This is a genomic window from Caballeronia arationis (assembly GCF_001544975.2).
GTDB classification, from domain to species: Bacteria; Pseudomonadota; Gammaproteobacteria; order Burkholderiales; family Burkholderiaceae; genus Caballeronia; species Caballeronia arationis.
In genome coordinates this window covers 57,888-80,100 of sequence record NZ_FCOG02000032.1, presented here as the reverse complement: position 1 = coordinate 80,100, position 22,213 = coordinate 57,888, and the positions used below count along the sequence as shown (strand labels likewise).

At 65.4% G+C, this 22,213-nt stretch carries 19 protein-coding genes; 7 read left to right on the top strand and 12 right to left on the bottom strand.

The features are described 5' to 3' along the window. Window positions 1-88: 88 nt before the first annotated feature. The gene (locus AWB81_RS20400) at window positions 89-2,194 is read right to left on the bottom strand and encodes a D-(-)-3-hydroxybutyrate oligomer hydrolase (protein ID WP_062638361.1); all 2,106 of its coding nucleotides are present in this window, start codon (window positions 2,192-2,194) and stop codon (window positions 89-91) included. Between the two features lie 412 nt (window positions 2,195-2,606). Next, window positions 2,607-2,975, bottom strand: a complete 369-nt coding sequence (locus AWB81_RS20395) for a BON domain-containing protein (protein ID WP_062638360.1) — start codon at window positions 2,973-2,975, stop codon at window positions 2,607-2,609. Between the two features lie 769 nt (window positions 2,976-3,744). On the opposite strand from AWB81_RS20395, the gene AWB81_RS20390 reads away from it, so the two are divergent. The 3 genes from AWB81_RS20390 (at window position 3,745) to AWB81_RS20380 (ending at window position 7,324) form a co-directional block, all read left to right on the top strand. Next, complete coding sequence (locus AWB81_RS20390; protein ID WP_062638359.1) at window positions 3,745-5,262, top strand: TAXI family TRAP transporter solute-binding subunit; 1,518 nt, start codon at window positions 3,745-3,747, stop codon at window positions 5,260-5,262. Between the two features lie 251 nt (window positions 5,263-5,513). Further along, window positions 5,514-6,173, top strand: a complete 660-nt coding sequence (locus AWB81_RS20385; protein WP_062638358.1) for a 2-hydroxychromene-2-carboxylate isomerase — start codon at window positions 5,514-5,516, stop codon at window positions 6,171-6,173. Window positions 6,174-6,355: 182 nt separating this feature from the next. Continuing rightward, window positions 6,356-7,324: a LysR family transcriptional regulator gene (locus AWB81_RS20380; RefSeq protein WP_062638357.1), complete on the top strand. Its 969-nt coding sequence runs from the start codon at window positions 6,356-6,358 to the stop codon at window positions 7,322-7,324. On the opposite strand, the gene AWB81_RS20375 is transcribed toward AWB81_RS20380, so the two are convergent. From AWB81_RS20375 to xdhA, 6 genes are all read right to left on the bottom strand, one after another. Further along, complete coding sequence (locus AWB81_RS20375; RefSeq protein WP_062638356.1) at window positions 7,300-7,593, bottom strand: helix-turn-helix domain-containing protein; 294 nt, start codon at window positions 7,591-7,593, stop codon at window positions 7,300-7,302. The two genes, AWB81_RS20380 and AWB81_RS20375, sit on opposite strands and share 25 nt — an antisense overlap. After that, on the bottom strand, window positions 7,590-7,742 hold the full coding sequence (locus AWB81_RS48775) for a type II toxin-antitoxin system RelE/ParE family toxin (protein WP_374730499.1): 153 nt from the start codon (window positions 7,740-7,742) through the stop codon (window positions 7,590-7,592). The genes AWB81_RS20375 and AWB81_RS48775 overlap by 4 nt, the downstream gene beginning before the upstream one ends. Next, window positions 7,699-7,914 (bottom strand): type II toxin-antitoxin system RelE/ParE family toxin, encoded by a 216-nt coding sequence (locus AWB81_RS20370; protein ID WP_374730498.1) that lies wholly within the window; start codon window positions 7,912-7,914, stop codon window positions 7,699-7,701. Before AWB81_RS20370 ends, AWB81_RS48775 begins: the two co-directional genes overlap by 44 nt. Window positions 7,915-7,985: 71 nt before the next feature. Then, entirely contained in the window at window positions 7,986-8,480 is a 495-nt protein-coding gene (gene xdhC, locus AWB81_RS20365; RefSeq protein ID WP_062638355.1) for a xanthine dehydrogenase accessory protein XdhC, read from the bottom strand. After that, the gene (gene xdhB / locus AWB81_RS20360; protein WP_062638354.1) at window positions 8,477-10,840 is read right to left on the bottom strand and encodes a xanthine dehydrogenase molybdopterin binding subunit; all 2,364 of its coding nucleotides are present in this window, start codon (window positions 10,838-10,840) and stop codon (window positions 8,477-8,479) included. The genes xdhC and xdhB overlap by 4 nt, the downstream gene beginning before the upstream one ends. A 14-nt stretch (window positions 10,841-10,854) precedes the next feature. After that, window positions 10,855-12,381 carry a xanthine dehydrogenase small subunit gene (gene xdhA / locus AWB81_RS20355; RefSeq protein WP_062638353.1) on the bottom strand — a complete coding sequence of 509 codons (1,527 nt, stop codon included), beginning with the start codon at window positions 12,379-12,381 and terminating at the stop codon, window positions 10,855-10,857. Window positions 12,382-12,669: 288 nt separating this feature from the next. On the opposite strand from xdhA, the gene AWB81_RS20350 reads away from it, so the two are divergent. Both AWB81_RS20350 and hfq read left to right on the top strand, forming a co-directional pair. Then, on the top strand, window positions 12,670-13,884 hold the full coding sequence (locus AWB81_RS20350; protein WP_062638352.1) for an MFS transporter: 1,215 nt from the start codon (window positions 12,670-12,672) through the stop codon (window positions 13,882-13,884). Window positions 13,885-14,432: 548 nt separating this feature from the next. Then, a complete protein-coding gene (hfq, locus tag AWB81_RS20345) occupies window positions 14,433-14,738 on the top strand; it encodes an RNA chaperone Hfq (protein WP_087135083.1) in 306 nt (101 codons plus the stop codon). An 87-nt stretch (window positions 14,739-14,825) separates the two neighbouring features. Here hfq and AWB81_RS20340 read toward each other — a convergent pair whose 3' ends face one another. The 4 genes from AWB81_RS20340 to aspT (AWB81_RS20325) form a co-directional block, all read right to left on the bottom strand. Next, the gene (locus tag AWB81_RS20340) at window positions 14,826-15,107 is read right to left on the bottom strand and encodes a hypothetical protein (RefSeq protein WP_062638367.1); all 282 of its coding nucleotides are present in this window, start codon (window positions 15,105-15,107) and stop codon (window positions 14,826-14,828) included. Between the two features lie 235 nt (window positions 15,108-15,342). Then, a complete protein-coding gene (locus AWB81_RS20335; protein ID WP_062638350.1) occupies window positions 15,343-16,188 on the bottom strand; it encodes an aldo/keto reductase in 846 nt (281 codons plus the stop codon). Window positions 16,189-16,262: 74 nt separating this feature from the next. Next, complete coding sequence (aspT, locus tag AWB81_RS20330) at window positions 16,263-17,951, bottom strand: aspartate-alanine antiporter (RefSeq protein WP_062638349.1); 1,689 nt, start codon at window positions 17,949-17,951, stop codon at window positions 16,263-16,265. A gap of 28 nt (window positions 17,952-17,979) precedes the next feature. Further along, complete coding sequence (gene aspT / locus AWB81_RS20325; protein ID WP_062638348.1) at window positions 17,980-19,662, bottom strand: aspartate-alanine antiporter; 1,683 nt, start codon at window positions 19,660-19,662, stop codon at window positions 17,980-17,982. Between the two features lie 523 nt (window positions 19,663-20,185). Here aspT (AWB81_RS20325) and AWB81_RS20320 point away from each other — a divergent pair. Both AWB81_RS20320 and AWB81_RS20315 read left to right on the top strand, forming a co-directional pair. Then, complete coding sequence (locus tag AWB81_RS20320; protein ID WP_062638347.1) at window positions 20,186-21,199, top strand: LysR family transcriptional regulator; 1,014 nt, start codon at window positions 20,186-20,188, stop codon at window positions 21,197-21,199. Window positions 21,200-21,211: 12 nt separating this feature from the next. Beyond that, the gene (locus AWB81_RS20315) at window positions 21,212-22,210 is read left to right on the top strand and encodes a 2-hydroxyacid dehydrogenase (RefSeq protein WP_062638346.1); all 999 of its coding nucleotides are present in this window, start codon (window positions 21,212-21,214) and stop codon (window positions 22,208-22,210) included. The last annotated feature ends 3 nt before the right edge of the window (window positions 22,211-22,213 follow it).

Genomic DNA, 22,213 nt, shown 5'->3' with positions numbered 1-22,213 from the left:
GGCGATGCGCCCGCCGATCCCAAAGCGAAAAAGCCGTTCGCCCCGCAAAGGGCGAACGGCTTGCTTCACGTTGCGACCCAGCGGCGGATCAGTTCGGCACGTTCACCGCGCCACCCGCCGCGTTGATCGCATCGCCGCCCGGATTCGCCGAAATCGCCGGCAGATTGGCCGTCGTCAGCGCGGGCGCCGAGCCGGGTGTGCCGCCGCGCGGCGTCGTATGCACCACCTGCGACGGCGGCAGCGCCGCGCCGTTCTTCAGATGGCTCCACATCAGGTTCAGCGCCTGGATGTTGTAGTAGTGCAGGGGAATGAACCGCGTATCGAAACCCGCGACGCTCAGGAACGCATCGAAATGCTGCCCGTTCGTGATCTCGTAGAGCGAGAGCTGGCTCGACTTGCCTTCCGCCACCTGGTTCGCGCCGAGGTACGGACGCGACGCATGGTTGATCGGCACAAGCGCGTCGGCGCGTCCCTGCACGATGATCGCGGGCTTGCCGCGCAGGTTCGCCTTCACGCGGATCGCGTTCACGTTCGCCGCCATCGTCGGATTGGCCGTCGTCCAGAGCGTGCGCATGCAGACCGCCCCCGCAAAGCTCGCGTCGGCGGTCGCGAGGCGATGATCCGCCGCGCCCGACGTCCCCGCGTTGTACACGAGATTGACGCCATTGGTCGGCGGCACGCCGTTGCCGTTGCCGAACACGGTGAGCATCGGCGAGACGAGCGGCGTGAGGCCGGCCGCGCCGGTCAGCGGGTTGGTCGTGCCGAAGCTGAAGTTGCACAGGTTGTCGGCGACGCTCGCCTGCATATAGGCATTCGCATACGTCACCGCGACCGCCGGCACCGCCTGCGAATCCCACATCGGCGCCTGCAGCGTGTCGGAATCGGACTGATAGCCCGCCTGATGGAGCTTGTCGAGCGCGTCGTTGGCCTGGCTCCGCGTGTCGCCGCCGGAGACGAGCCCGCTCGCCGCGAGCGACGCGCAGCGCGCCGTGCGGATCGCGTTGGTCGTCACGAGCGGCAGCGCCGACAGATACGGCGACCCGGCCGCGGCGGTCGCGAGCGCGGCGCATGGCTGCAGCAGGTTCGCGAGCGTCGTGTAGTCGGCGAGCGGCGAGCCGAACGCGCCGACCGCCACGCCACCCTGCCTCACCGACACCTGCGACGGCAGGTTCAGGTTGATCTGCGGCTCGCCGACGACGACCGCGGTGATCCAGCCGTCGGTGTCCTGCTCGGCTGCCGCGAGCGACGCGCCGCCGCCGTTGCTCACCGAGGCCGCGATCGTCGTGATGCTGCCTTTGCCATAGCGGACCTTGCGCGTGGTGCCGTCGAGCGTGCCGTACGAATCGTTGAGCGCCCAGTACGCGAACTGGATCGCCTGCAGCGTGTTGTTGCCCCAATCCTTCTCGGGATTCTGCTGCGAGTGCGCGTGCTTGAACGCGTAGCGGTTCGGGAAATTCGTGTTGAACGTCGATGCAGAGGCCGAACCGAGGTTCGCCGTGAAAACGCTCGACTTGCCCGCGGCGTTGGCGCCCGCCAGCGTACCGTCGATCAGCGTCACGATGTTCGTCGCGAGTTCGTGCGCGCCGTTGCCGCTGCCCTTGTCGGTGTAGGCGATCGCGCAACCGCGCTTCAGCCCCCACTCGCCCGCCGCGGAGATCGCGCCGTACACGCCTCGCGAGCCCGACGACGTCGCCGTGACGATGCACGGCTGGTCCGGATTGAAGCTCGCAGGAATCTGCACGAGCAGGCTCACGTTCTTCGTGCCGCTGCCGTCGTCGGCAAAGGCGAGGTATTCCTTGCCGGCGATCTTGCCCTCGCCGAGCGTGTCATTGCCGTTCAGGTCGACGTTCGGCCCCCAGAAACGGCCGTAGCCGCCGTTCGCCGACATGTCGACGAGCGCGCGGTAGTTCGAATAGATCGCAAGACGCCGCAGTTCGGCGGCGGTCGGCTGCGCGGGGCTCGCGATCGTCGGCGGCGTCGCGGAGGCGAGGCCCGTCTTGCCGAGGCCGGCGGTCAGCAGGTCGTCGGTGTTGCCGTCGTAGGACTGCGCCTTCACCGATCCCGCGATGAAGTTCGGCAGCGTGTTGTTCGCTGGGGCGCTGTTGTTGTCATCGCTATCGCTGCAGGCGGTGAGCGCGACCGCGCTCAGTGCGACGAACGCCGTCATCCATGGAACCCTTGGAATTCTTGTCATTCTCAGTCTCCGTCATGATTATTATATGACCGGGCGGCGGCCCGGCCTGGCGTCTTTGCGGGCGCAAAAACACATACGGCCAACGCAAGTTCCGGGCCGGTTCCACCCTTTCGCCAAACGCTCCTGGCGCCAGGCAGAGCCGGGTTCGACGCGTCCTGGAAGATCCCTCAGCCGTCCAGAACGAGAGACATACGCGCGACGTATCTTCACGCCGGGCTAGCAAACATGCGCATCCGCGCGCCTGTCTCGCGCCGGGGAACCGTCTCCGTATCGAGACGGCGGCCGGCATTCGATGCCGAAGCGGCTACTCCAAACGAAAACGGGTTCCGGCGCGCGAAGCGCCGGAACCCGTCAGGCCATGAGCCCCGGCGACGCCGCGCTACGCACGACGACGCCCCACGTCTTGCTCGACTCAGCCCCCTCCGCCCTGCGTGCCGAGCGTGATCTTGTTCGACACGGATTTGACGCCGGCCACGCCCTTCGCGACTTCCTCGGCCTGGGAGATCTGGCTGCCGTCCGGCACGGAGCCCGTCAAGGTCACGGCACCGTTGCGCGCCTTCACGAACACGTTCGACACGTCAAACCCCTGCGCCTTGGACAACGCCTTGCGAACGTCGTTGCCCAGCTTGCGGTCGGTCTTCTTGGTCGCGTTCTTCTCGGCCTTGGCGGTGGCCGCGGAGTCGGTGGTCGCCATGGCATCGCTCGACTGGGCATACGCGCTCGAGGCCACGGCCACGCACATCACCACACCCAGCGCCTTCAACATATCGACAGCTTTCATGATTTCTCCTTTTGCTTCGCTTATGACTTCGCACAGTTGCTACTTCGGATGGGACCGCATCTTTCTGGCGGCTTGCTACGACATCATGCGGAACACGAAGGCCGCGGACATGGCGCGGCCCGCGCGCATGCATGACGGCCGGCGAGCCGGCGGATGTGGCAACACGATGCAGCGAGAGGCTGGCGAATCAATCGAATGCTCGGCCGGTTGCGGGCGTGGCCCGGCGGCTCAAATTTGGGGTACTGCGCGGCGGCTGCCGGACTGCTTGTCAGCCCGCCGCTTTCCGTCCTGACGCGCGCGACCTGCGCGCCGCGTACGCATCGACCCACATTGCGGGCCGGACGCACGCGTGTGCAGGTGCACGGCGGCGAACGTCAATTTAATCCAGCACGCCCAGAAGCGCAAAGCTTTTAAGTGACGGCGACGCCCCCGCGCAACCCCCGCCATGACACGCGATTATCACGCCGCCCTGCCTGGTAGCTGCCCGCTCCCGCCCGTCGCTGCGGTCCGGTGCCGATTCGATCTCATGTACCATCGTCGGAAAATGGCAGCCGGTGCCGCTCGACGACGCCTGCCGAGCGCCGGTTTGGCGTCGCTGCGCCGAAGCTCGACGGCGTTTTGCGTCGCAGCATCTTCGGCGAGGTTGCGGGCCGGAGAAGGAAGTTGCGATCCGAACGAATCACTTGCTGCCGAATCAATGACGACGGGGAGGCGGCCTGCCGGGCGCCCGCCTGATCCCGCTTCCCGCCTCCCGACCACCGACGACGAGATGACCCAGCCACCAGTGCCCAACCCAGGACCCGGGACCGGCCCCGACAAGGAACCCCGCGCCGGACGCGATGCGCGCCTCAGGCCGCCGCGCATCGTCGCGCGCTTCGTCGCGATCTCATGGCGCGACCTGGCGCTGACCTTCGTGCCGATCCTCCTCGTGAGCGCGGCGGCGATCTACCTGGCCGTGCGCCTGATCCAGCCCGCGCCGCCGAGCACGCTGACGATCGCCGCCGGCACGAAAGGCAGCTCGTTCTGGAACAGCGCGCAGAAATACAAGGCGATCCTCGCGCGCAACGGCGTGACGCTCAACGTGCTGGAAACGCAGGGCTCGCTCGACAACCTGCGCCGCCTCGACGACCCGAAGCAGAAGGTCGACGTCGGCTTCGTGCAGGGCGGCGTCAGCACGCCGGGCTCGACGCATGACAACCTGATGTCGCTCGGCAGCGTCGCCTATGTGCCGCTCGCGGTGTTCTATCACGGTCCGGTCATCTCGCGCCTGTCGGAACTGAAGGGCAAGCGCCTCGCGATCAGCGCCGAAGGCAGCGGCACGCGGGCGCTCGCGCTGACGCTCCTGAAAGCGAACGGCATCGAGCCGGGCGACGACACCGAACTGCTGCCGCTCGCCGGTGACGAGGCGGCGGTTGCGCTCGTCAATGGCGACGTCGACGCCGTCTTTCTCACCGGCGACTCCGCGCAGCCGCCGACGATGGGCCGCCTCTTTCGCATGCCCGGCGTGCGTTTCTTCGATTTCTCGCAGGCCGATGCCTACTCGCGGCGCTTTCCGTACCTGAACGTGATCGAGCTGCCGATGGGCGCCTTCGATTTCGCGAAAAACCTGCCGCCCAAGCCGATCCACATGGTCGCGCCGACCGCCGAGCTCGTCGCCCGCGACGGGCTGCATCCCGCGCTCTCCGACCTGCTGATCGAAGCCGCGCGCGAAGTCCACGGGCGCGCGAACCTGATGCAGCGCGCGAACGAGTTCCCGGCGCCGCTCGTCCACGAATACCGGATCAGCGACGACGCCGAGCGCTACTACAAGTCGGGCAAGAGTTTCCTGTACCGCACGCTGCCGTTCTGGGTCGCGAGTCTCGCGGATCGGGTGATCGTGCTGCTGGTGCCGATCATCGTCGTGCTGATTCCGGGCCTGAGGCTCGTGCCGGGGCTCTACCGGTGGCGCGTGAAATCGCGCATCTACCGCTGGTATGGCGCGCTGATTGCAATCGAACGCGAGGCGATGGCCGATCCCGGCAACGAGGAGCGCGAGGCGCTGATCGATCGCGTCGACGCGATCGAGAATGCCGTCAACCGCATGAAGATGCCGCTCGCGTTCGCCGACCAGTTCTACGTGCTGCGCGAGCACATCGGCTTCGTGCGGCATCGGCTGACGCAAGATCAGGCGCTCGCGCGCGATGCGCAGGCGGCGCGCGGCGAACGCCCGTCCGCGGAACGGGCGGCGCCCGACGCGCGCGGCACGCCGGATGCGCGCGATGTCGCGTCGCGGGCAGACACCGCGTGACGCAGCACTTAAGATGAATGAAAGTCGGGCAGATGCGCGGACCGACGCAGATGCATACACAATTAGATCGAGTCACAGCGCGCAGCAAGCATGGGCAACAATCTTGCATGGGACCGGGGTAAGGCGCATGGGGCGCCACCTCTGGTCAACTGCGAAGCATGGGGCCAGAGTAAGGCGCATGCGGCCAGGGTAAGCGCCAAAGCGTTCACTCTGGCCGACAGCGCCAACTCCGGTCGACAGGGAGAATAATCATGAGCGCCTCGAACACCCCGGGTCACGGCCAGCCGTACTTTTTCTTCGATTTCATATCGCCGTTTTCGTACCTGCTGCTCGAACAGCACGACAAATGGCCGGCGATGCCCTTCGAGGTCACGCCGGTCGAACTGTACAAGCTGCTCGACCGATGGGGCCAGCCGCACGCGGCGACGATTCCGTCGAAACGCGTCTTCACCTACCGGCACGCGCTCTTTCGCGCGGAGCAACTGGGCATTCCGTTCCGGATGCCGCCAAAGCATCCGTTCGATCCGAGCAAGCCGCTGCGCCTCGCTGTCGCGGCGGACGGCGACGTCGCGTGCGTGCGCGACATCTTTCGCTACATCTGGCGCGATGGCCGCGATCCGTCGACGCCCGAAGGCTTTCGCGATCTGTGCCAGCACGTCGGCATGCCGGATGGCGAGACGCTGATCGAACAGGAAGACATCAAGGCGAAACTGCGGGCGAACAACGATCTGGCGGTATCGCTCGGCGTGTTCGGCGTGCCGACCTTCGTCGTCAACGACCAGTTGTTCTGGGGCGAGGACACGCTGCCGATGGTGCTCTACGTCGCGCGTTCGCCGAACTGGCTCGACGGGTTGGAGGTCCGCCGCATCAGCAGCCTGCCGATGGCGCCGACAGACGCGGATTTCGGGTAACGCGAAAGCGGCCGCGGCGTTTCTCTCGCGCCCGGCGAGCGCCCGCGTGCTGCCCGACTTGCCGCAAAGGCACGCCGCCTATGCCGCGCATAGCGCGCCTGCTATGGCGTCGGGCGTCGGAACGGCTTAACTTGACGTATCCCCGTTTCCGGCCAGCCGCCGTCCGTATTCAACCCGCGCCCATGAACGACATCGCCGATTCACTCGACATCTGGCTCATCCGCGTGCTGCGCACGCTGCTGCTCGAACGCAGCGTGACGCAGACGGCGCAGCGGCTGAACCAGACGCAGCCGGCGATCAGCACCGCGCTCAGGCGTCTGCGCGAAATCCTGAACGATCCGATCCTCGTGCGCGGCAAGCAGGGCATGGTGCCGACCGAATATGGCGAATCGCTGCTCGCGCCGGCGCAGCGCGCGCTGCGCGAGGTCGAGTTCATTGCGACGCCGCATGGCGATTTCGACGCCGCTAGTTCCCGGCGCACGTTCCGCATCTCCGCGCCCGACTATCTCAACGATTTCTTCATGCCGACGCTGATCGGCGCGTTTCGGGAGGCGGCGCCGCACGCGCGCCTGGAGATCGAGTCGCTCAGCCCGATGCGCGATCACGAGCGCGCACTCGACGAGGGCGAGATCGATCTCGTCGTCGCGAACTGGACGAAGCCGGAGCCGCGTTTCGAGCGCCAGGATCTGTTCACCGATGTATTCGTCTGCCTGATGCGCGCGGATCATCCGCTCGCGCGCGAACCGTTGACGGTGGAGCGTTATGCGCTCGCCGCGCATCTCGCGCCGACGCCGTACAGCGGCGCGAAGCGGCATCCGATCGATATCGGGCTGGAGCGCGCGGCAGTGCGGCGGCGCATCGTCGCGACAATTCCTTACTTCGGGCTCGTGCCGCAGGTGCTGTTGCAGTCGGACCTGATCTTTACCGCGCCGCGGCGGTTCGCCCTGCATTACGCGGCGATGCTGCCGCTGGCGGTGCTGGAGTCGCCGGTGCCGTTTCCGCGGATCAAGTGCTATCAGCTTTCGCTGCCGCAGCCGGAGCAGCCGACCGATGTCGTGTGGCTGCGCTCGTTGATGGCGCAGGTTTCGGAGGAATTGACGGGGAAGCGGGCGGTAGCGGCCGGCCTTCAGGCCGCCAGCAGCTCGATGTGAACGCGGCGGCCGAGTGCCGTCGCAATGTTGACGAGCGCATCGAGAGAAAAGCGCGACACGCGTCCGCGCAACAAGTCGTTGATACGCGGCTGAGTCACGCCGCAACGACGCGCGGCTTCCTCCTGCGTCCAGCCCCCATCGCCCACTACAGCCGCGATCTGCTGCATGAGTTCCGCGCGAGCCTCCAGATTGGCGGCCTGTTCGGGCGTGTCGGCGAGTGCATCCCAGACACTGGCGTAGGTGTCCGGATCGGTTGTTGCCTTCGTCATTTCAAACCCCTCATCAATTCGTTAAACCTGGCGGCTGCCAGATCGATGTCGCGTTTTGACGTAGCCTGAGTTTTCTTCTGAAAGGCATGCAATACATAAACCGCGTCAGCGAGGCGCCGTGTAGACGACGCGGTACGTGCCCGAGTCATCCCATATGCGCAATTCTTCTACGCCTTTGCCAATGGATGGCATGGGCTTGAAATCGTCGGGCCGCTGCCCGCGCTGCACTTTCTCTAGCTGAAATCCGGCGTCGTATCTTGCGTCCTCGGGGAAGTCGCGCAAACACTTAAGCGCGTCTCCAAGGAATCGAATCGGCTTCATGCGTCAATTATATCCAATTGGATATAATTGCCAGAACGAAAACGGTCCCGGCCGGGCGACAACTCAAGCGCTTACGCGCTCACGCTCATCGCCCCGACCGACTGCTTCTTCGCGCAACTCACCCTGAGCAACTGCGCCGCCACGGCCAGCGCAATCGAAGGCGGCGCCTTGTCGACGATGCCCTCGACCCCGATCGGACAAGTGATTTCCGGGAGCCGGTGCCCCGAAACCCCGCGTTCCACCAGACGCCGCTCGAACTTCACCCGCTTCGTCTTCGATCCGATCAGGCCGAAGTAGGCGAAGTCCTCTCGCCGCATGATGCGCTGGGTCAATGCGAAGTCGAGCGAATGATCGTGCGTCATCACGAGAAAATACGCGCCGGCCGGCGCTTCATCGACGATCGCTTCGCCCAGGTCGGTCGGCTCGATCTGCACGTTGGCAGGCACTTCGTCGGGAAAAAGCTCGTCGCGCGCGTCGACCCACTGCACGACGCACGGCAGGGTCCCGAGCACCTTCACGAGCGCGTGTCCCACGTGGCCCGCGCCAAACAACACGACGTGCATCATGACCGCGCGCTCCTCACCGCATTCACCGCCCTCAGGATCTCTTCGGCCGTAGCCGGAGCGTTCATCGTCGGATTCACCTTGTAGTCGCCAACCGCCGCCACGGCGTCGCGGATCGCGAAGAACACCGAAAACGGCAGCAGGAGCGGCGGCTCGCCGACCGCCTTCGACTTGTGGATGCTGTCCTCCACATTGCGGTTCTTAAAGAGATTCACGCGGAAATCGGCGGGTGTGTCGTTGACAGTCGGAATCTTGTACGTCGACGGCGCGTGCGTCATCAGCTTGCCGCCCGCGTTCCACCACAACTCCTCGGTCGTCAGCCAGCCCATGCCCTGGACGAACGCGCCTTCCACCTGACCCTTGTCGAGCGCCGGATTCAGCGAGTCGCCGACGTCGTGCAGCGCATCTGCGCGCAGCACCCGCATCTCGCCCGTGAGCGTGTCGATCACCACTTCCGACACCGCCGCGCCATACGAGTAATAGTAGAACGGCCGGCCTTGCAGCGTCGCCTGATCCCAGTAGAGCTTGGGCGTCGCGTAGAAGCCGTCGGACCACAGTTGCACGCGCGCGAGATACGCCTTCGCGATGACTTCCTCGAACGGAATCGCATCGTCGCCGACGATCACGCGGTCGTTCGCAAAACGCACGCTCGACGCCGCCACCTCGTTCCCGCCGAACTTCTCGGCAGCGAACTTCGCAAGCCGCTCGCGCAACTGGCGCGCGGCGTCCTGCGCGGCCGTTCCGTTCAAATCCGTTCCGGTCGATGCCGCCGTCGCCGACGTATTCGCGACCTTGCTCGTATCGGTTGCCGTCACGCGCACGCGCCCGAAGTCGATGCCAAGTTCGTGCGCCACCACCTGCGCGACCTTCGTGTTGAGCCCCTGTCCCATCTCGGTGCCGCCGTGGTTCACGAGGATCGAACCGTCGGTGTAGATGTGGACGAGCGCGCCCGCCTGGTTGAAGTGCGTGACGTTGAACGCGATGCCGAACTTGACCGGCGTGAGCGCGAGACCCTTCTTCAGGATCTCGTTCTTCGCGTTGAATTCGCGCACGGCCTCGCGACGGCGCCGGTAGTCGCTCGTCTCGGCCAGTTCGCCGAGCAGTTCGTGCAGCACGTTGTCCTCGACCGTCTGGCCATAGGGCGTGCGGTTGTTGTCCGTTTTGCCGTAGAGATTGTTCAGGCGCACGTCGAGCGAATCCATGCCGAGCGAACGCGCGACGTTATCGATGATGTACTCGATCGCGAACGCGCCCTGCGGTCCGCCGAAGCCGCGAAACGCCGTATTCGACTGCGTATTGGTCTTGCCGCAATAACCTTCGATGTGCACGTCGGGCAGCCAGTACGCGTTGTCGAAGTGGCAGACGGCGCGCGTCATCACCGGGCCCGACAGGTCCGCGGAGAATCCGCAGCGCGAGGTCATGTCGACGGAAACGCCATCGATCACGCCGTCGTCGCGATAGCCGACTTCGAAGTTGTAGTGGAAGTCGTGGCGCTTGCCAGTGATCATCATGTCGTCGTCGCGGTCCGGGCGCAGCTTGACCGGGCACAGCAGCTTCCACGCGGCGAGCGCCGCGCAGCACGCGAAGATGCCCGACTGCGATTCCTTGCCGCCAAAGCCGCCGCCCATCCGGCGGCATTCGATCAGCACGTTGTGCGACGGCACGTTCAGCACGTGCGCGACGAGATGCTGCATCTCGCTCGGATGCTGCGTCGAGCAGAAGACGTGCATGCCGTCGTCGTCCTTCGGCACGGCGTAGGCGATCTGCCCTTCCAGATAAAACTGTTCCTGGCCTCCGAGCAGCATCTCGCCGCGCTCGTGGTGCGCCGCGCGCGCCATGCGGCCCGGCGCGTCGCCGCGCGCGAGCTTGAGCGGCTTCAGCACATAGGACTCTGCCTTGCGCGCTTCCTGCGCGGTCAACACGGCGGGCAAGTCCTCGAATTCGATCTGCGCACGGCGCGCAGCCAGCCGCGCCGCATCGTGCGACGTCGCGACCACGATGAACATCGGCTGGCCGACGAACTGCACGATGCCGTCGGCAAGAACCGGATCGTCGTGGATGATCGGGCCGCAGTCGTTGACGCCGGGAATGTCGTCGGCGGTGAAGACGGCGACGACGCCAGGCGTCGCGCGCACCGCGTCGAAGTTCATCGACACGATTTTCGCGTGCGCCTTCGGGCTCATGCCGAGCGCGGCGTGCAGCGTGCCGGCGACGAGCGGGATGTCGTCGGTGTAGCTAGCGCGCCCGCTGACATGCAGATGCGCCGATTCGTGCGGACGCGAGACGTGGACTTGCTTGAACGCGTCGATTTCGTCGGCGAGCGACTGGGCGTCGGTGAGGAAAGCTTCGGCTTGCTGGTTCATGTTGTCGGTTCCTCTTACTGCACTTCGACCAGTTGAATGGCGCGCACATCGAGCGCGTGCTTCGGCAGCGGATCGTGCGGACGCGTCTCGAGCCAGAATCGATACATCAGGCTCTTCGCCGTATCGAGGCGGTAGTTGCTGCTTGCGCGCATGTCGGTGAGCGGCGCGTAGTCCTTGCCTAAGGCGAGCATCGCGGCCTGCGCGGTGGCTTCGTGCCATTGCGCGTCGGCGAGGACGCTTTCGGCGTGGCTCGCGCGCTTGGGCGTCGCGGCCATGCCGCCGAACGCGATGCGCGGCTCGCGAACCGTGTCGCCATCGGCGATGAACGAGAACGCGGCGCATACGGCGGAAATGTCGGAGTCGAAGCGCTTCGAGAGCTTGTAGGTGCGGAACTGCAGCTTTGCGCGCGCGCCGGTGCGCGTGGGCACCTTCAGGCCGGCGACGAATTCGTGCTCCGCCATGTCCTTCTTCTGGTATGCGAGGTAGAGGTCTTCGAGCGGCATCTCGCGCTCGCCGTTCGCTCCGTGCAGCACGACGCGCGCGCCGAGCGCGATCAGGCCGGGCATCGAATCGCCGATTGGCGAGCCGTTCGCGACATTGCCGCCGATCGTGCCGGCATTGCGGATCGGCAGCGAGGCGAAGCGCAGCCACATCTCGGTGAGTTCGGGATACTGCTTCGCCAGTTCGGCATACGCGCGCTCGACCGTCACGCCCGCGCCGATCTCGATCCACTGGTCGCTCGTCTCGCAGCGCTGCAACGCTTCGATCTGCCCGACATAGACGATATCGCCGAGATCGCGCAACTGCTTCGTCACCCACAGGCCGACGTCCGTGCTGCCTGCCAGGATGCGCGCGGCCGGCCGCTCGGCCTTGAGCTGCGCGAGCGCCTCGACGGTGCGCGGCGCGTCGAAGCGGCGGCCGGCGTGCTCGTAATGGAAGGTGTCGTCACGCTTGATCCCCGCGAGCTTCTGCGCGAGCGCGGCCACATCGACCGGCGCGAGGGGGGCAGGCGCCTCGAACATCTTTTCGGCGGCATCGACGATCGGCTTGTAGCCCGTGCAGCGGCACAGGTTGCCGGTCAGCGCGTTGCTGATTTCCTCGCGCGACGGCACGGTCTTGTGCGCGCACGATGCCGCGGGTTGCGTCGCATGACCGTGCTTTTCGTAGAGCGCCCACATCGACATCACGAAGCCCGGCGTGCAGAAGCCGCACTGCGAGCCGTGGCAATCGACCAGCGACTGCTGCACCGGATGCAGCGAGCCGTCCGGCTGGCGCAGGTCTTCCACGGTGAAAAGGGCTTTGCCGTCGAGCGTCGGCAGGAAGTGGATGCACGCATTCACCGCCTTGAACGCGACGCCGCCGTTCGAATCCGGCTCGCCGATCACGACGGTGCACGCGCCGCAGTCGCCTTCCGCGCAACCTTCCTTGGTGCCGGTGCAGCGCGCGTCTTCGCGCAGGTACTGAAGGACGGTGCGGGTCGTCGATGCGTCGCTCACTTCGCGAATCGCGTTGCGGTGGTAGAAGCGGATCGGCTGGCTCATTGTGGGTCTCTGGGCTCGAATGCTGGTTGCGCGGGGCTCGCGCAGCCTGTGGCGATGGTCGGAAAACTATCATCGACAAAAACCACAACCCATAGGCGGCCCAGGATGAACGACATATTCCTGTCCCAATATCACCGGGAAGCCTTTTGGATCAAGGGTTTGCGGCGCCCTCCAATATCGCGGAAATGCGCCTTTTGGTCCATCTGGTTACAAAACTTGGCGGACGCTGCACCGCAACATATGGGAGAATCATGACTCCCGGCCGAATTCAACCCCGCAGTTACCCCTATGCCTACCGACTCTTCCGCCACGCGTCCCAGCGACCTCGCCATCACCGGACGAATCGTGTCCGTCGTCGTCTTCACCTTTCTGTGCTACCTGACCATCGGCATCCCGCTCGCGGTGCTGCCCGGTTTCGTGCACACCGACCTAGGCTTCGGCTCGGTGATGGCGGGCGCGGCGATCAGCGTCCAGTACTTCGCGACACTCGCCTCGCGCCCGCTCGCCGGCCGCACCGCCGACACGCTCGGGCCGAAGAAAACGGTGCTCTACGGCCTCACGGCTTGCGCGGTCAGCGGCGTGCTGCTGCTGGCGTCGGCGCTTGCGGCGCAGTGGCATGCGGTCAGCCTCGTGCTGCTGATTCTCGGGCGACTCGTGCTCGGCTTCGGCGAAAGCTGGGTCGGCACCGGGTCGATCACGTGGGGCATTGGGCGCGTCGGGGTATCGCACAACGCGAAGGTCATTTCCTGGAACGGCATCGCCACCTATGGCGCGCTCGCGATCGGCGCGCCGCTCGGCGTGTTCATCGATCACTCGCTCGGCTTTGCGGCGCTCGGATTCATCGTGATCGCGCTCGGCGCGCTCGGCTACTGGCTCGCGACGCGCATGGCGCCGGTGCCGGTCGTGCACGGCGAGCGCATGTCGTATCGGAGCGTGTTCTTCCGCGTGCTGCCGCACGGCCTCGGGCTCGCGCTCGGCTCGGCGGGCTTCGGTTCGATCGCGACCTTCATCACCCTCTTCTACGCCGCGCACAACTGGCCGAACGCCGCGCTCTCGCTCACCGTGTTCGGCACGATGTTCGTCGGCGCGCGCCTCTTGTTCGCGAACACGATCAAGACCTACGGCGGCTTTCGCGTGGCGATCGTCTCGTTCGCCTTCGAATGCGCGGGCCTGCTGATGCTGTGGCTCTCCGCCGATCCGACCTTCGCGCTCGCGGGCGCGGCACTCACGGGATTCGGCTTCGCGCTCGTGTTCCCGGCGCTGGGCGTCGAGGCTGTCGGCCTCGTGCCGCCCGCCAGTCGCGGCGCGGCGCTCTCGGCGTATTCGGTTTTCCTCGACCTGTCGCTCGGGCTGACCGGGCCGCTCGCGGGCTACATCGCGGGCGAGTTCGGCTATGGCTCGGTGTTCCTGTTCGCCGCAGTGGCGGCGGCGCTGGCCGTCGCGTTGTCAATCGCGCTGTATATGCGAACCGGACGCGGCGTCGGCGGCCCGGCGACGGTCTGATCGCCCCGCAATCCACGATAAAAGCGCTCGCTTCCGCGAGCGTTTTTTTTGGCTGCGTGCCCGGCTCGCATCGGTGATCGGGCGAGGCGAACCGCGCCAGTTTCGCAGGTCGAAGCATCAGGAAAAGAGGACGTCGCCCCGCGGGCGGGATCCATCACAGGGCCTCCGGCAAGGCGCGCCTATCCCTCACACGAATACGCAGTGTGCGAGCCGTGCTGGACACGGATTTGTGTCGGTGAAACTATTGGAGTGAAACCGTCGCGACGCCGTGAAGATCGCATCGCGCTCCTCAGGAAGGCGCGCGGCAACGGCAGCACGCGACACCTGCACAAGAAACCGAAGACAATAGCGAACGTTGCGGCGGACCCCGAATCGAATGTCAAATTCGAGCGAGGAGCGCAAGCCGCGCGGACAGCATTGAGATACCCTGATGGAAACGGCCCGCGCGAAAGAACCGGGGTCCGCAACGCCGCCATTGGCAGCGAACCGGACACGCGTTCGCCGGCATCGAGATCGACAACAACACATCCAAATATCAGGTGAACGCAATGGTTCAGAAACCCGACGAACCTCAATACGACCTGCTCACTGCCGCACGCGAGGAAAAGGTGCGTGTGGCGGTCTTTCTCGTCAACGGAATCCGGCTCGTCGGCTACATCGAATCGTTCGACCGGCACGTCGTGATCCTGCGCGCGCCGACCGGCGTGCAGGTCGTCTACAAGCACGCCATCTCGACGATCCAGCCCGACACCGGCAAGCCGCCGACCAACCGGCGTTCCCATGACGCCCCGCACGGCGACGGCGAACGCTCTTCCGGACCAAGGCGCGGGCCAGGCGAAGGTCACCGGTCATAAAAAAAGCGCGTCCGCAATGGCGGCGCGCTTTCACATCGGTGTCACGCGGGTTTCATGCTGGCGTCATGAAAGCCGCAGTTCTGCGCTTCAGGCGCGCATCGCGGCAGATCTGTTTGCGGCCCCTTCGACCCAAGGCCGGCGCGAGAGCACGTCGCGCAGCACTGCTTCGAGTTCCTGTTCGCCCGGGTGGCAGCCCCATTTGCTGAAACCCGCCACCGACGCGATCATGAACCACGAATGCGGCGGAAACCATTCGAAGCGAAGCGCGCGGTTCTCGAAGACGCGCAGGCGTCCGGTATCGCGATCGAAATCCGCGCAAACCGCGGTGCCGTTCTGCTGCGCGCTTGCTCGGATGAGGCGGTTCAACATCGATCGCTCCTTGCTGCGGCCCGGATAACGAGCCGATGGTGTCGCCGCACGCGCGTCCTGCTTCCTGCCGTGCGCGGGCGGTGTTCGCGTCCGCATGCAGGCGGCGCACACGCGAATGCAGCGCGATGCGGTCGTCTGCGGGGACACGTCCATCAGACACCCGACGGAGCGTCTCGTCGGTGCGTTACATGACATTCCGCCGCGCCCAGGCGCAGCGTGCCGGGAAGCCGGCGCGTCAGAGCATTTCCAGATGCTGCTTGCTTTTCGGCGGCCTGAAGTGGCTGTCGATCTGCGCGACTTCTTCCCTCGTCAGCGCGATGTCCGCCGCCGCGCGGTTCTCCTTCACATGCGCCACATTCGACGCCTTCGGAATCGAGCAGACGCCGGGTTGCTGAAGCACCCACGCGAGCGCGATCTGGAACATCGACACGCCACGCGCCGCCGCGATGTCGTTCAGCACGCTTTTCTTCGGCAGCCTTGCGTGATCGACGGGGCTGTACGCCATCGCTGGGAGACTGCGTTCGCGCAGCCACGGCAGCAGCTCGAATTCCGGCCCGCGACGCGCAACGTTGTAGAGAATCTGGTTGCTCGCGCAGGCATTGCCGTCGTCGAGCGCGAAGAGTTCTTCCATGTCGTCTGTGTCGAAGTTGCTCACGCCCCAGTGGCGAATCTTGCCGTCGCGCTTCAGTTTTTCGAAGCCCGCCACCGCGCCTTCCAGGTCTTCGCCGCCGCGCCAGTGCAGCAGGTACAAATCGATCCGGTCGGTTTTCAGGCGCTTCAGGCTGCGCTCGCACGCCGCCTGCACGCCGCGCTCGCTGCCGTTGTGCGGATAGACCTTGCTCACGATGAAAATGTCCTCGCGCAGGCTGCCTAGCGCCTCGGCGATCAGCTTTTCGCTTTCGCCGTCGCCGTACATCTCGGCGGTATCGACGAGCGTCATGCCGAGTTCGACGCCCGCGCGCAACGCGGCGATTTCGTCCTTGCGCGCATTGGCGCGTTCGCCCATTTCCCAGGTGCCCTGGCCGAGCTTCGGAATCGCCTCGCCGGTCGGCAAGGTCACAGTTTCAATCGATCGGGTCATCGCGTTCTCCTTGAAGCACTATCGTACTTCGGTCCGCGGAGGCGGCGGCGGTTCCCCGGATGTGGCGCAGGCGTTCAGACCAGCCCGACGACGAGCGGTCCGAGCAGCGTCAGGAGGACGTTCGCGAGCGCATAGGTGATTGCGAACGGCACTGTCGGCACGCCGCTCGCGGCCTTGTCGAGGACGGCGCCGAATGCCGGGTTCGCGCTGCGCGAACCGGTGAGCGCGCCAGCGAGAAGCGCGGCGTTGTCGTAGCGCAGCACGTAGCGCCCGAACAGCATCGTCAGCAGGAGCGGAAACAGCGTGACGAAAACGCCGAGCAGGAAGATCGTGAGACCGCTTTCCTTTACCGTCACGACCGCCTGCAGGCCCGAGTTGATCCCGACCACCGCGACGAACGCGGCCAGCCCGAAGTCCTTGAGCAATTGCGAGGCCGCTGGCGGCATCACGCCGTACATCGGATGCTTGCCGCGCATCCAGCCGAACACGAGCCCTGCGAGCAGGCACCCGCCGCCCGAGCCGAGCGTGAGCGGAATGCCGCCCACGTTCACCACGATCAGGCCGATCAGCAGTCCCACCACGATGCCGACGCCCATATAGATGAAATCGGTCTTGTTGGTGTACGGGAGTTCGTAGCCGGCGGCATCGACGGCGCGCTTGGTGTCCTGCGGCGAGCCGAAGAAGGTGATCACGTCGCCGTGTTCGAGTTCGGTTTCGGGCAGAACCGGCAGCGGCCGGTCGACCCGCCGGATCTCGTGGATATAGACGCCGTGCCGCAATTCGCGGTCGACGCTCGCGCGCACGGCGGCGATCGTCGTGTGATTCATGCCGCGGCGAGTGAAGACGCCCTGGCGGCGCTGCATGACGAGGCTGATGCCGTCGGTGTCGCCGACTTCCTCGCCGAGTTGTGACGCCGCCGCGACCATCACCTCCCGGCGCCCGACGACGAGCACGATGTCGCCCGCTTCGAGCATCACGTCCGGGCGCGGTTCGAGCGGCTTGCCCGCGCGGCGGATGCGCTCGATCGTGATCATGTCCTGCTCAGACGTCTCGATCTGCGCAACCGTGCGTCCGCCGCCGCCGAGCACGCGAAACGCGCGCCCGACGAGCACCGGCAACGCCGACGTCTGCCCCGGCCCCGGCCCTGCGCCGCCCGCGCCGGCCAGCGCCTTCTCGGCTTCGAGCGCGGCGTCGTGCAGGTTCTGGCCCATGAACTTCGGCAGGATGTTCACGCAGACGATGATCGCGCCGAGCGAGCCGAACACGTAGGTGACGGCGTAGGCGATCGCGACGTCGGACTGCAGCGCCTTCGTTTCCGCCGCCGGCAGGCCGAGCCGCGCGATGGCGTCGCCGGCCGTGCCAATGATCGCCGACTGCGTGAGCGCGCCGCCCGCGAGCCCCGCCGCAAGACCCTTGTTGAGCCCGAAGAGCCGCGCGCAGACGATCACCGTGACGAGCGCGGTCACGGCGAGGAACACGGCCATCGCGATCTCGCGCAGCGTCCGGCGATTGAGCGAGTTGAAGAACTGCGGCCCCGAGTCGTAGCCGACCGCGTAGATAAACACGGCGAACATCACGGATTTGACGCCGTTGTCGATCTGCACGCCCACCTGGCTGATCACGACCGCCGCGAGCAGCGACCCGCCCACGCCGCCCAGCTGGAACTTGCCGAAGTTGATCTGGCCGATCAGATAGCCGATCGCGAGCGACAGGAAAAGCGCAACTTCGGGCGACTTCTGGAAGATCGGGTGTAGCCAGTCCATCGGGTCCCTTTATGGTTGTGGCGCCGCCCTAGCCGACCTTGCCCGCGAGGCCGACGATCAGCGGGCCCATCAGCGGCAGCAGCACGTTCGAGAGCGCGTAGGTGATCGTGTAGCCGATAACGGGCGTCGAGTTACCCGTCACGCCGACGAGCGCGCTGATCGCCGGCGTGCTGCACTGCTGTCCGGCGATCGCGCCGAGCAGCATCGGCACTTCGAGCTTCAGCAAGAACCGCCCGACGAACAGCGACACGAGCGCGGGCCCGAGCGTGATGACGACGCCCGCGACCGGCAGCGCGACGCCGTATTCGCGGATCAGTCGCACGGCGTCCGACCCGGCCGAGAGCCCGACCGCCGCGATGAACGTGCACAGGCCGAAGTCCTTCAATATCTGCGCGGCCGCCGAGGGCAGCGAGCCGATCAGCGGATAGCGCGAGCGGATCCAGCCGAACAGGAGCCCGGCGAGCAGGCATCCGCCGCCCGTGCCGAGCGTCACGTCGATGCCGCCCATCCGCGCGGAGAACCGCCCGAGCGCGATGCCGACGAGCACGCCGAGGCCGAGAAACACGAAGTCGGTCTTCTGCGTCGCGCGCACGACGTAGCCGAGCTTCGCCGCGCCGCGCGCCACGTCCTCGCGCGCGCCGACGAGCGTCAGCACGTCGCCGCGATGCAGTTCCGTGCCGGGCAACGCCGGAATCGTGCTGTCGAGCCGCGTGACCGCCGCGATGAATACACCGCGCGCGTCCGCGGGCGACGCACGCTCGCGCACCTGTGCGACCGTGAGGCCATGCACGCCGCGATGCGTGAGCATGACGTCGAGCTTGTCGGTGTAGGCATCGGCGACATCCGCGCCAAACACTTCCTCGCCGATGGCGGGAATCGCCTGCACGACCGCTTCGCGCCGTCCGCCGAGCAGGATCCGGTCGCCGGCCTTCAGTTCGACGGCGGGCTGCGCGCGGATCACCGAGCGGCTGCGCGCCACGCGCTGCACGCTGATGTTGTGTCCATAACGCTGTTCGAGCTCGCCGATGGTCTGCCCCGCCGCGCCGATCACCTTCACTTCGCGCCCGACGAGCGGCGGCGCGGCGAGGCTCTGGCCTTCCGCGAGGGCGCCGTCGCCGCCGAGCTTGCGCCAGAGCCGCTCGGACTCCTCGCGCAGGTTCACGCGCAGGAGGAGCGGCGCGAACTGGCTTGTGAAAAGCACGATCGTGACGAGCCCGAACAGGTAGCTCACGCTGTACGCCGTGACGATGTTCGCCTGCAGGCGCGCGGTGTCGGCGACGGAAAGGCCGAGCCGGCCGATCGCCTCGGACGCGGTGCCGACCACCGCCGATTCGGTCGCGGCGCCCGCGAGCAGCCCGGCGGCGGTGCCCTGGTCGAGCCTGAACATCGCGACGGCGCCGAGCACGAGCGCGATCACGACGATCATTTCGACGATAGACAGGATGCCGTAGCGCCAGCCGCGGCCGATGTTGGCGAAGAACTGCGGGCCGCCGGTGAAACCGAGCGCAAAGATGAAAAGCGCAAATGCGATGTTTTTCAGATCGGGAGAAATGCGCGCGCCGCTTTGCCCGAGTATCAGCGCGACGATCAGCGTGCCGCATACCCCGCCGAGCTGAATCGGGCCAATCCTGATTGAGCCGATCAGATATCCAAGCGCCAGACTGGCGAACAGGGCAATTTCAGGTTGTGCGGCGAGCAACTGCCAGTGCATGGATTATCTCTTTCTCTGAGAGGTAAAAAGCGCAATTCCGTATAGGACGGGATTTGTACGATTTCTTAACCTATATTGGCATTCGTTCGACGATAAATAAATACAGTTTGCAATTTTCAGATCAGAACGTGCCTTCCATAAAGTGAAATGACCAGAAAATGGAAAATATTCTCAAAATCGCAATTTAAGTATTTATATAACAAAACACACTAAACATTTTACAAATCTGCGAATCCACGACCGATAAGGCATTCCCGAAACATTGTCACGAATATTTGCCATTATCAAAACCACGGCGCCCGGCAGCTGGAATTTTTTACACTCTCATTTAGCTTGCATCAAGCAAATTCGGCGCTGCTAGCATACAAGTAGATAAACGTCTGCACGAAATACCGGATAGAAATTAGATATTGTAATTTGAACCGGGTGTCAATATTATTTCCATGCCGTCTCCAAAAAGTCCGATGTATCGACTCCGTAGATCCGCATCGGATATCCGACACATTCTGCGAGGGCTGCCGTGATGAACCAGATCCATGCAATGCGAGTCTTCGTCCGCGTCTCCGAGACCGAAAGTTTTCGGCGCGCCGCGCAACAACTTGACGTATCGAACGCGTTAGTCACAAGATCGATTGCCATGCTCGAGGCGCATCTACGCACTCGTCTCATCAACCGCACCACCCGTAATCTCTCGCTCACCGAGGCCGGTACGCGCTACCTGGAAGGCTGCCGCGCGCTACTGGAAGAACTGGACAATCTGGAATCCGCACTCGCGCATACCGAAGGCGAGCCGAGCGGCACGTTACGCGTCGTTGCGTCGAGTTCGCTTTCGCTGCTCACGCTGACACCGCTCATCGACGGCTTCCGCAAGCTCTATCCAAAGGTCAACGTGCGGCTCACGCTGGCCGAACGCCACGTCGACCTGGTTGAGGACGGCTTCGACGTCGGCATCGTCACGGCTTTCATGGTGACGAGCACTGCGCTCGTCGAACGTCCCGTCGCGACCAATCCGCTGATTCCGGTCGCCACGCCCGCCTACCTCGCCGAACACGGCACGCCGCGCGCGCCGGTCGACCTGCAGGCGTATCCGGCGGTCGCGCTGCCCAACGAAATCCGCAGTTCCACCTGGCACTTCCGCCATCGCCACGGCGCCTCGGACCAGGTCACGCTTGCGCCCGTCTACACGGTCAACAACGCGCTGATGGTGCGTCTCGCGACGCTCGCCGGCATGGGTTTCTCCGTCCTGCCGGAAGGCCTCGTGAAAGCGGACCTGGAAGCCGGAACACTCGTGCGCCTCCTGCCCGAGTACGCAATCGACGATCCGGACATGAAGGTTTCGGTGGTCTATCCTGGACGCCAGTACCTGCCCGCCAAGACGCGCTTTTTCATCGATTACACGCTCGCAAAGCTCGGGCCGCAGGTGAACAGCGGCGTCGAACGCCCGGACACGGTGCTGACCCCCGTGCCGGGTTTCATGCCGATCTCGACCGCAAGCTCGGCGCATACCATGCCGCTTTCGGAACGGTCCACACACTGAACGGAAACCGCCATGCCGACCCGCATGATCGTCTTCAGCAGCCGGCAATACGACGTCGAAAGTTTCAACGAGGTCAACGCGCAGTACGGCGTCGAACTGGACTTTCAGGAGTCGCATCTGGATGCCGAGACGGCGGTTCTCGCGCGGGGCTTCGAGACGGTGTGTCCGTTCGTCAACGATTGCGTCGACATGGCGACGCTCGAAAAACTCTACCTCGGCGGCACGCGGCTCGTCGCGCTGCGCTCCGCCGGCTTCAACCACGTCGACCTGCCCACGGCAAAGAGGCTCGGCATCACGGTCGCGCGCGTGCCGGCGTATTCGCCGCACGCCGTCGCCGAGCACGCGGTCGGCATGATCCTCACGCTCAACCGGCGCTTTCATCGCGCGGTCGCACGCACGCGCGAGGGCGACTTTTCGCTGAACGGCCTGCTCGGTTTCGATCTGTACGGCAAGACGGTCGGCGTGATTGGCACCGGCGTGATCGGCCGCGTGTTCGGCTGCATCATGGCGGGCTTCGGCATGAACGTGCTCGCGTACGATCCCGGCACGCCCGCCGACGACCTGCTCGCACGCGGCGCGCGCTACGTGCCGCTCGACACGCTGCTTGCCGAATCGGATGTCGTGAGCCTGCACTGTCCGCTTTTGCCGGCGACCTATCACCTCATCGACGAACGTGCGCTCGGCAAGATGAAGCGCGGCGCGATGCTGATCAACACGGGGCGCGGCGGGCTCGTCGAAAGCAATGCGCTGATCGGTGCGCTAAAGAGCGGCCAGCTTGGCCATCTCGGGCTCGACGTCTACGAGGAAGAAGGCGGCCTCTTCTTCGAAGATCACTCGAACCGCCTGCTGCAGGACGACGTGCTCGCGCGACTCCTGATGTTCCCGAACGTGATCATCACGTCGCACCAGGCGTTCTTCACGCGCGAGGCGCTGCTCGAAATCGCCACGACGACGCTCGGCAACGTCAAGGCATGGAAGGACGGCGCGCCGACCAACGTAGTCGACGGCTGAGCT

What these genes read in the sequence shown, in the direction of transcription:
- AWB81_RS20400 (WP_062638361.1), bottom strand. Translation starts at nt 2,194, where the DNA reads ATGACAAGAATTCCAAGGGTTCCATGGATGACGGCGTTCGTCGCACTG.
- AWB81_RS20395 (WP_062638360.1), bottom strand. Translation starts at nt 2,975, where the DNA reads ATGAAAGCTGTCGATATGTTGAAGGCGCTGGGTGTGGTGATGTGCGTG.
- AWB81_RS20390 (WP_062638359.1), top strand. Translation starts at nt 3,745, where the DNA reads ATGACCCAGCCACCAGTGCCCAACCCAGGACCCGGGACCGGCCCCGAC.
- AWB81_RS20385 (WP_062638358.1), top strand. Translation starts at nt 5,514, where the DNA reads ATGAGCGCCTCGAACACCCCGGGTCACGGCCAGCCGTACTTTTTCTTC.
- AWB81_RS20380 (WP_062638357.1), top strand. Translation starts at nt 6,356, where the DNA reads ATGAACGACATCGCCGATTCACTCGACATCTGGCTCATCCGCGTGCTG.
- AWB81_RS20375 (WP_062638356.1), bottom strand. Translation starts at nt 7,593, where the DNA reads ATGACGAAGGCAACAACCGATCCGGACACCTACGCCAGTGTCTGGGAT.
- AWB81_RS48775 (WP_374730499.1), bottom strand. Translation starts at nt 7,742, where the DNA reads ATGACTCGGGCACGTACCGCGTCGTCTACACGGCGCCTCGCTGACGCG.
- AWB81_RS20370 (WP_374730498.1), bottom strand. Translation starts at nt 7,914, where the DNA reads ATGAAGCCGATTCGATTCCTTGGAGACGCGCTTAAGTGTTTGCGCGAC.
- xdhC (WP_062638355.1), bottom strand. Translation starts at nt 8,480, where the DNA reads ATGATGCACGTCGTGTTGTTTGGCGCGGGCCACGTGGGACACGCGCTC.
- xdhB (WP_062638354.1), bottom strand. Translation starts at nt 10,840, where the DNA reads ATGAACCAGCAAGCCGAAGCTTTCCTCACCGACGCCCAGTCGCTCGCC.
- xdhA (WP_062638353.1), bottom strand. Translation starts at nt 12,381, where the DNA reads ATGAGCCAGCCGATCCGCTTCTACCACCGCAACGCGATTCGCGAAGTG.
- AWB81_RS20350 (WP_062638352.1), top strand. Translation starts at nt 12,670, where the DNA reads ATGCCTACCGACTCTTCCGCCACGCGTCCCAGCGACCTCGCCATCACC.
- hfq (WP_087135083.1), top strand. Translation starts at nt 14,433, where the DNA reads ATGGTTCAGAAACCCGACGAACCTCAATACGACCTGCTCACTGCCGCA.
- AWB81_RS20340 (WP_062638367.1), bottom strand. Translation starts at nt 15,107, where the DNA reads ATGTTGAACCGCCTCATCCGAGCAAGCGCGCAGCAGAACGGCACCGCG.
- AWB81_RS20335 (WP_062638350.1), bottom strand. Translation starts at nt 16,188, where the DNA reads ATGACCCGATCGATTGAAACTGTGACCTTGCCGACCGGCGAGGCGATT.
- aspT (WP_062638349.1), bottom strand. Translation starts at nt 17,951, where the DNA reads ATGGACTGGCTACACCCGATCTTCCAGAAGTCGCCCGAAGTTGCGCTT.
- aspT (WP_062638348.1), bottom strand. Translation starts at nt 19,662, where the DNA reads ATGCACTGGCAGTTGCTCGCCGCACAACCTGAAATTGCCCTGTTCGCC.
- AWB81_RS20320 (WP_062638347.1), top strand. Translation starts at nt 20,186, where the DNA reads ATGAACCAGATCCATGCAATGCGAGTCTTCGTCCGCGTCTCCGAGACC.
- AWB81_RS20315 (WP_062638346.1), top strand. Translation starts at nt 21,212, where the DNA reads ATGCCGACCCGCATGATCGTCTTCAGCAGCCGGCAATACGACGTCGAA.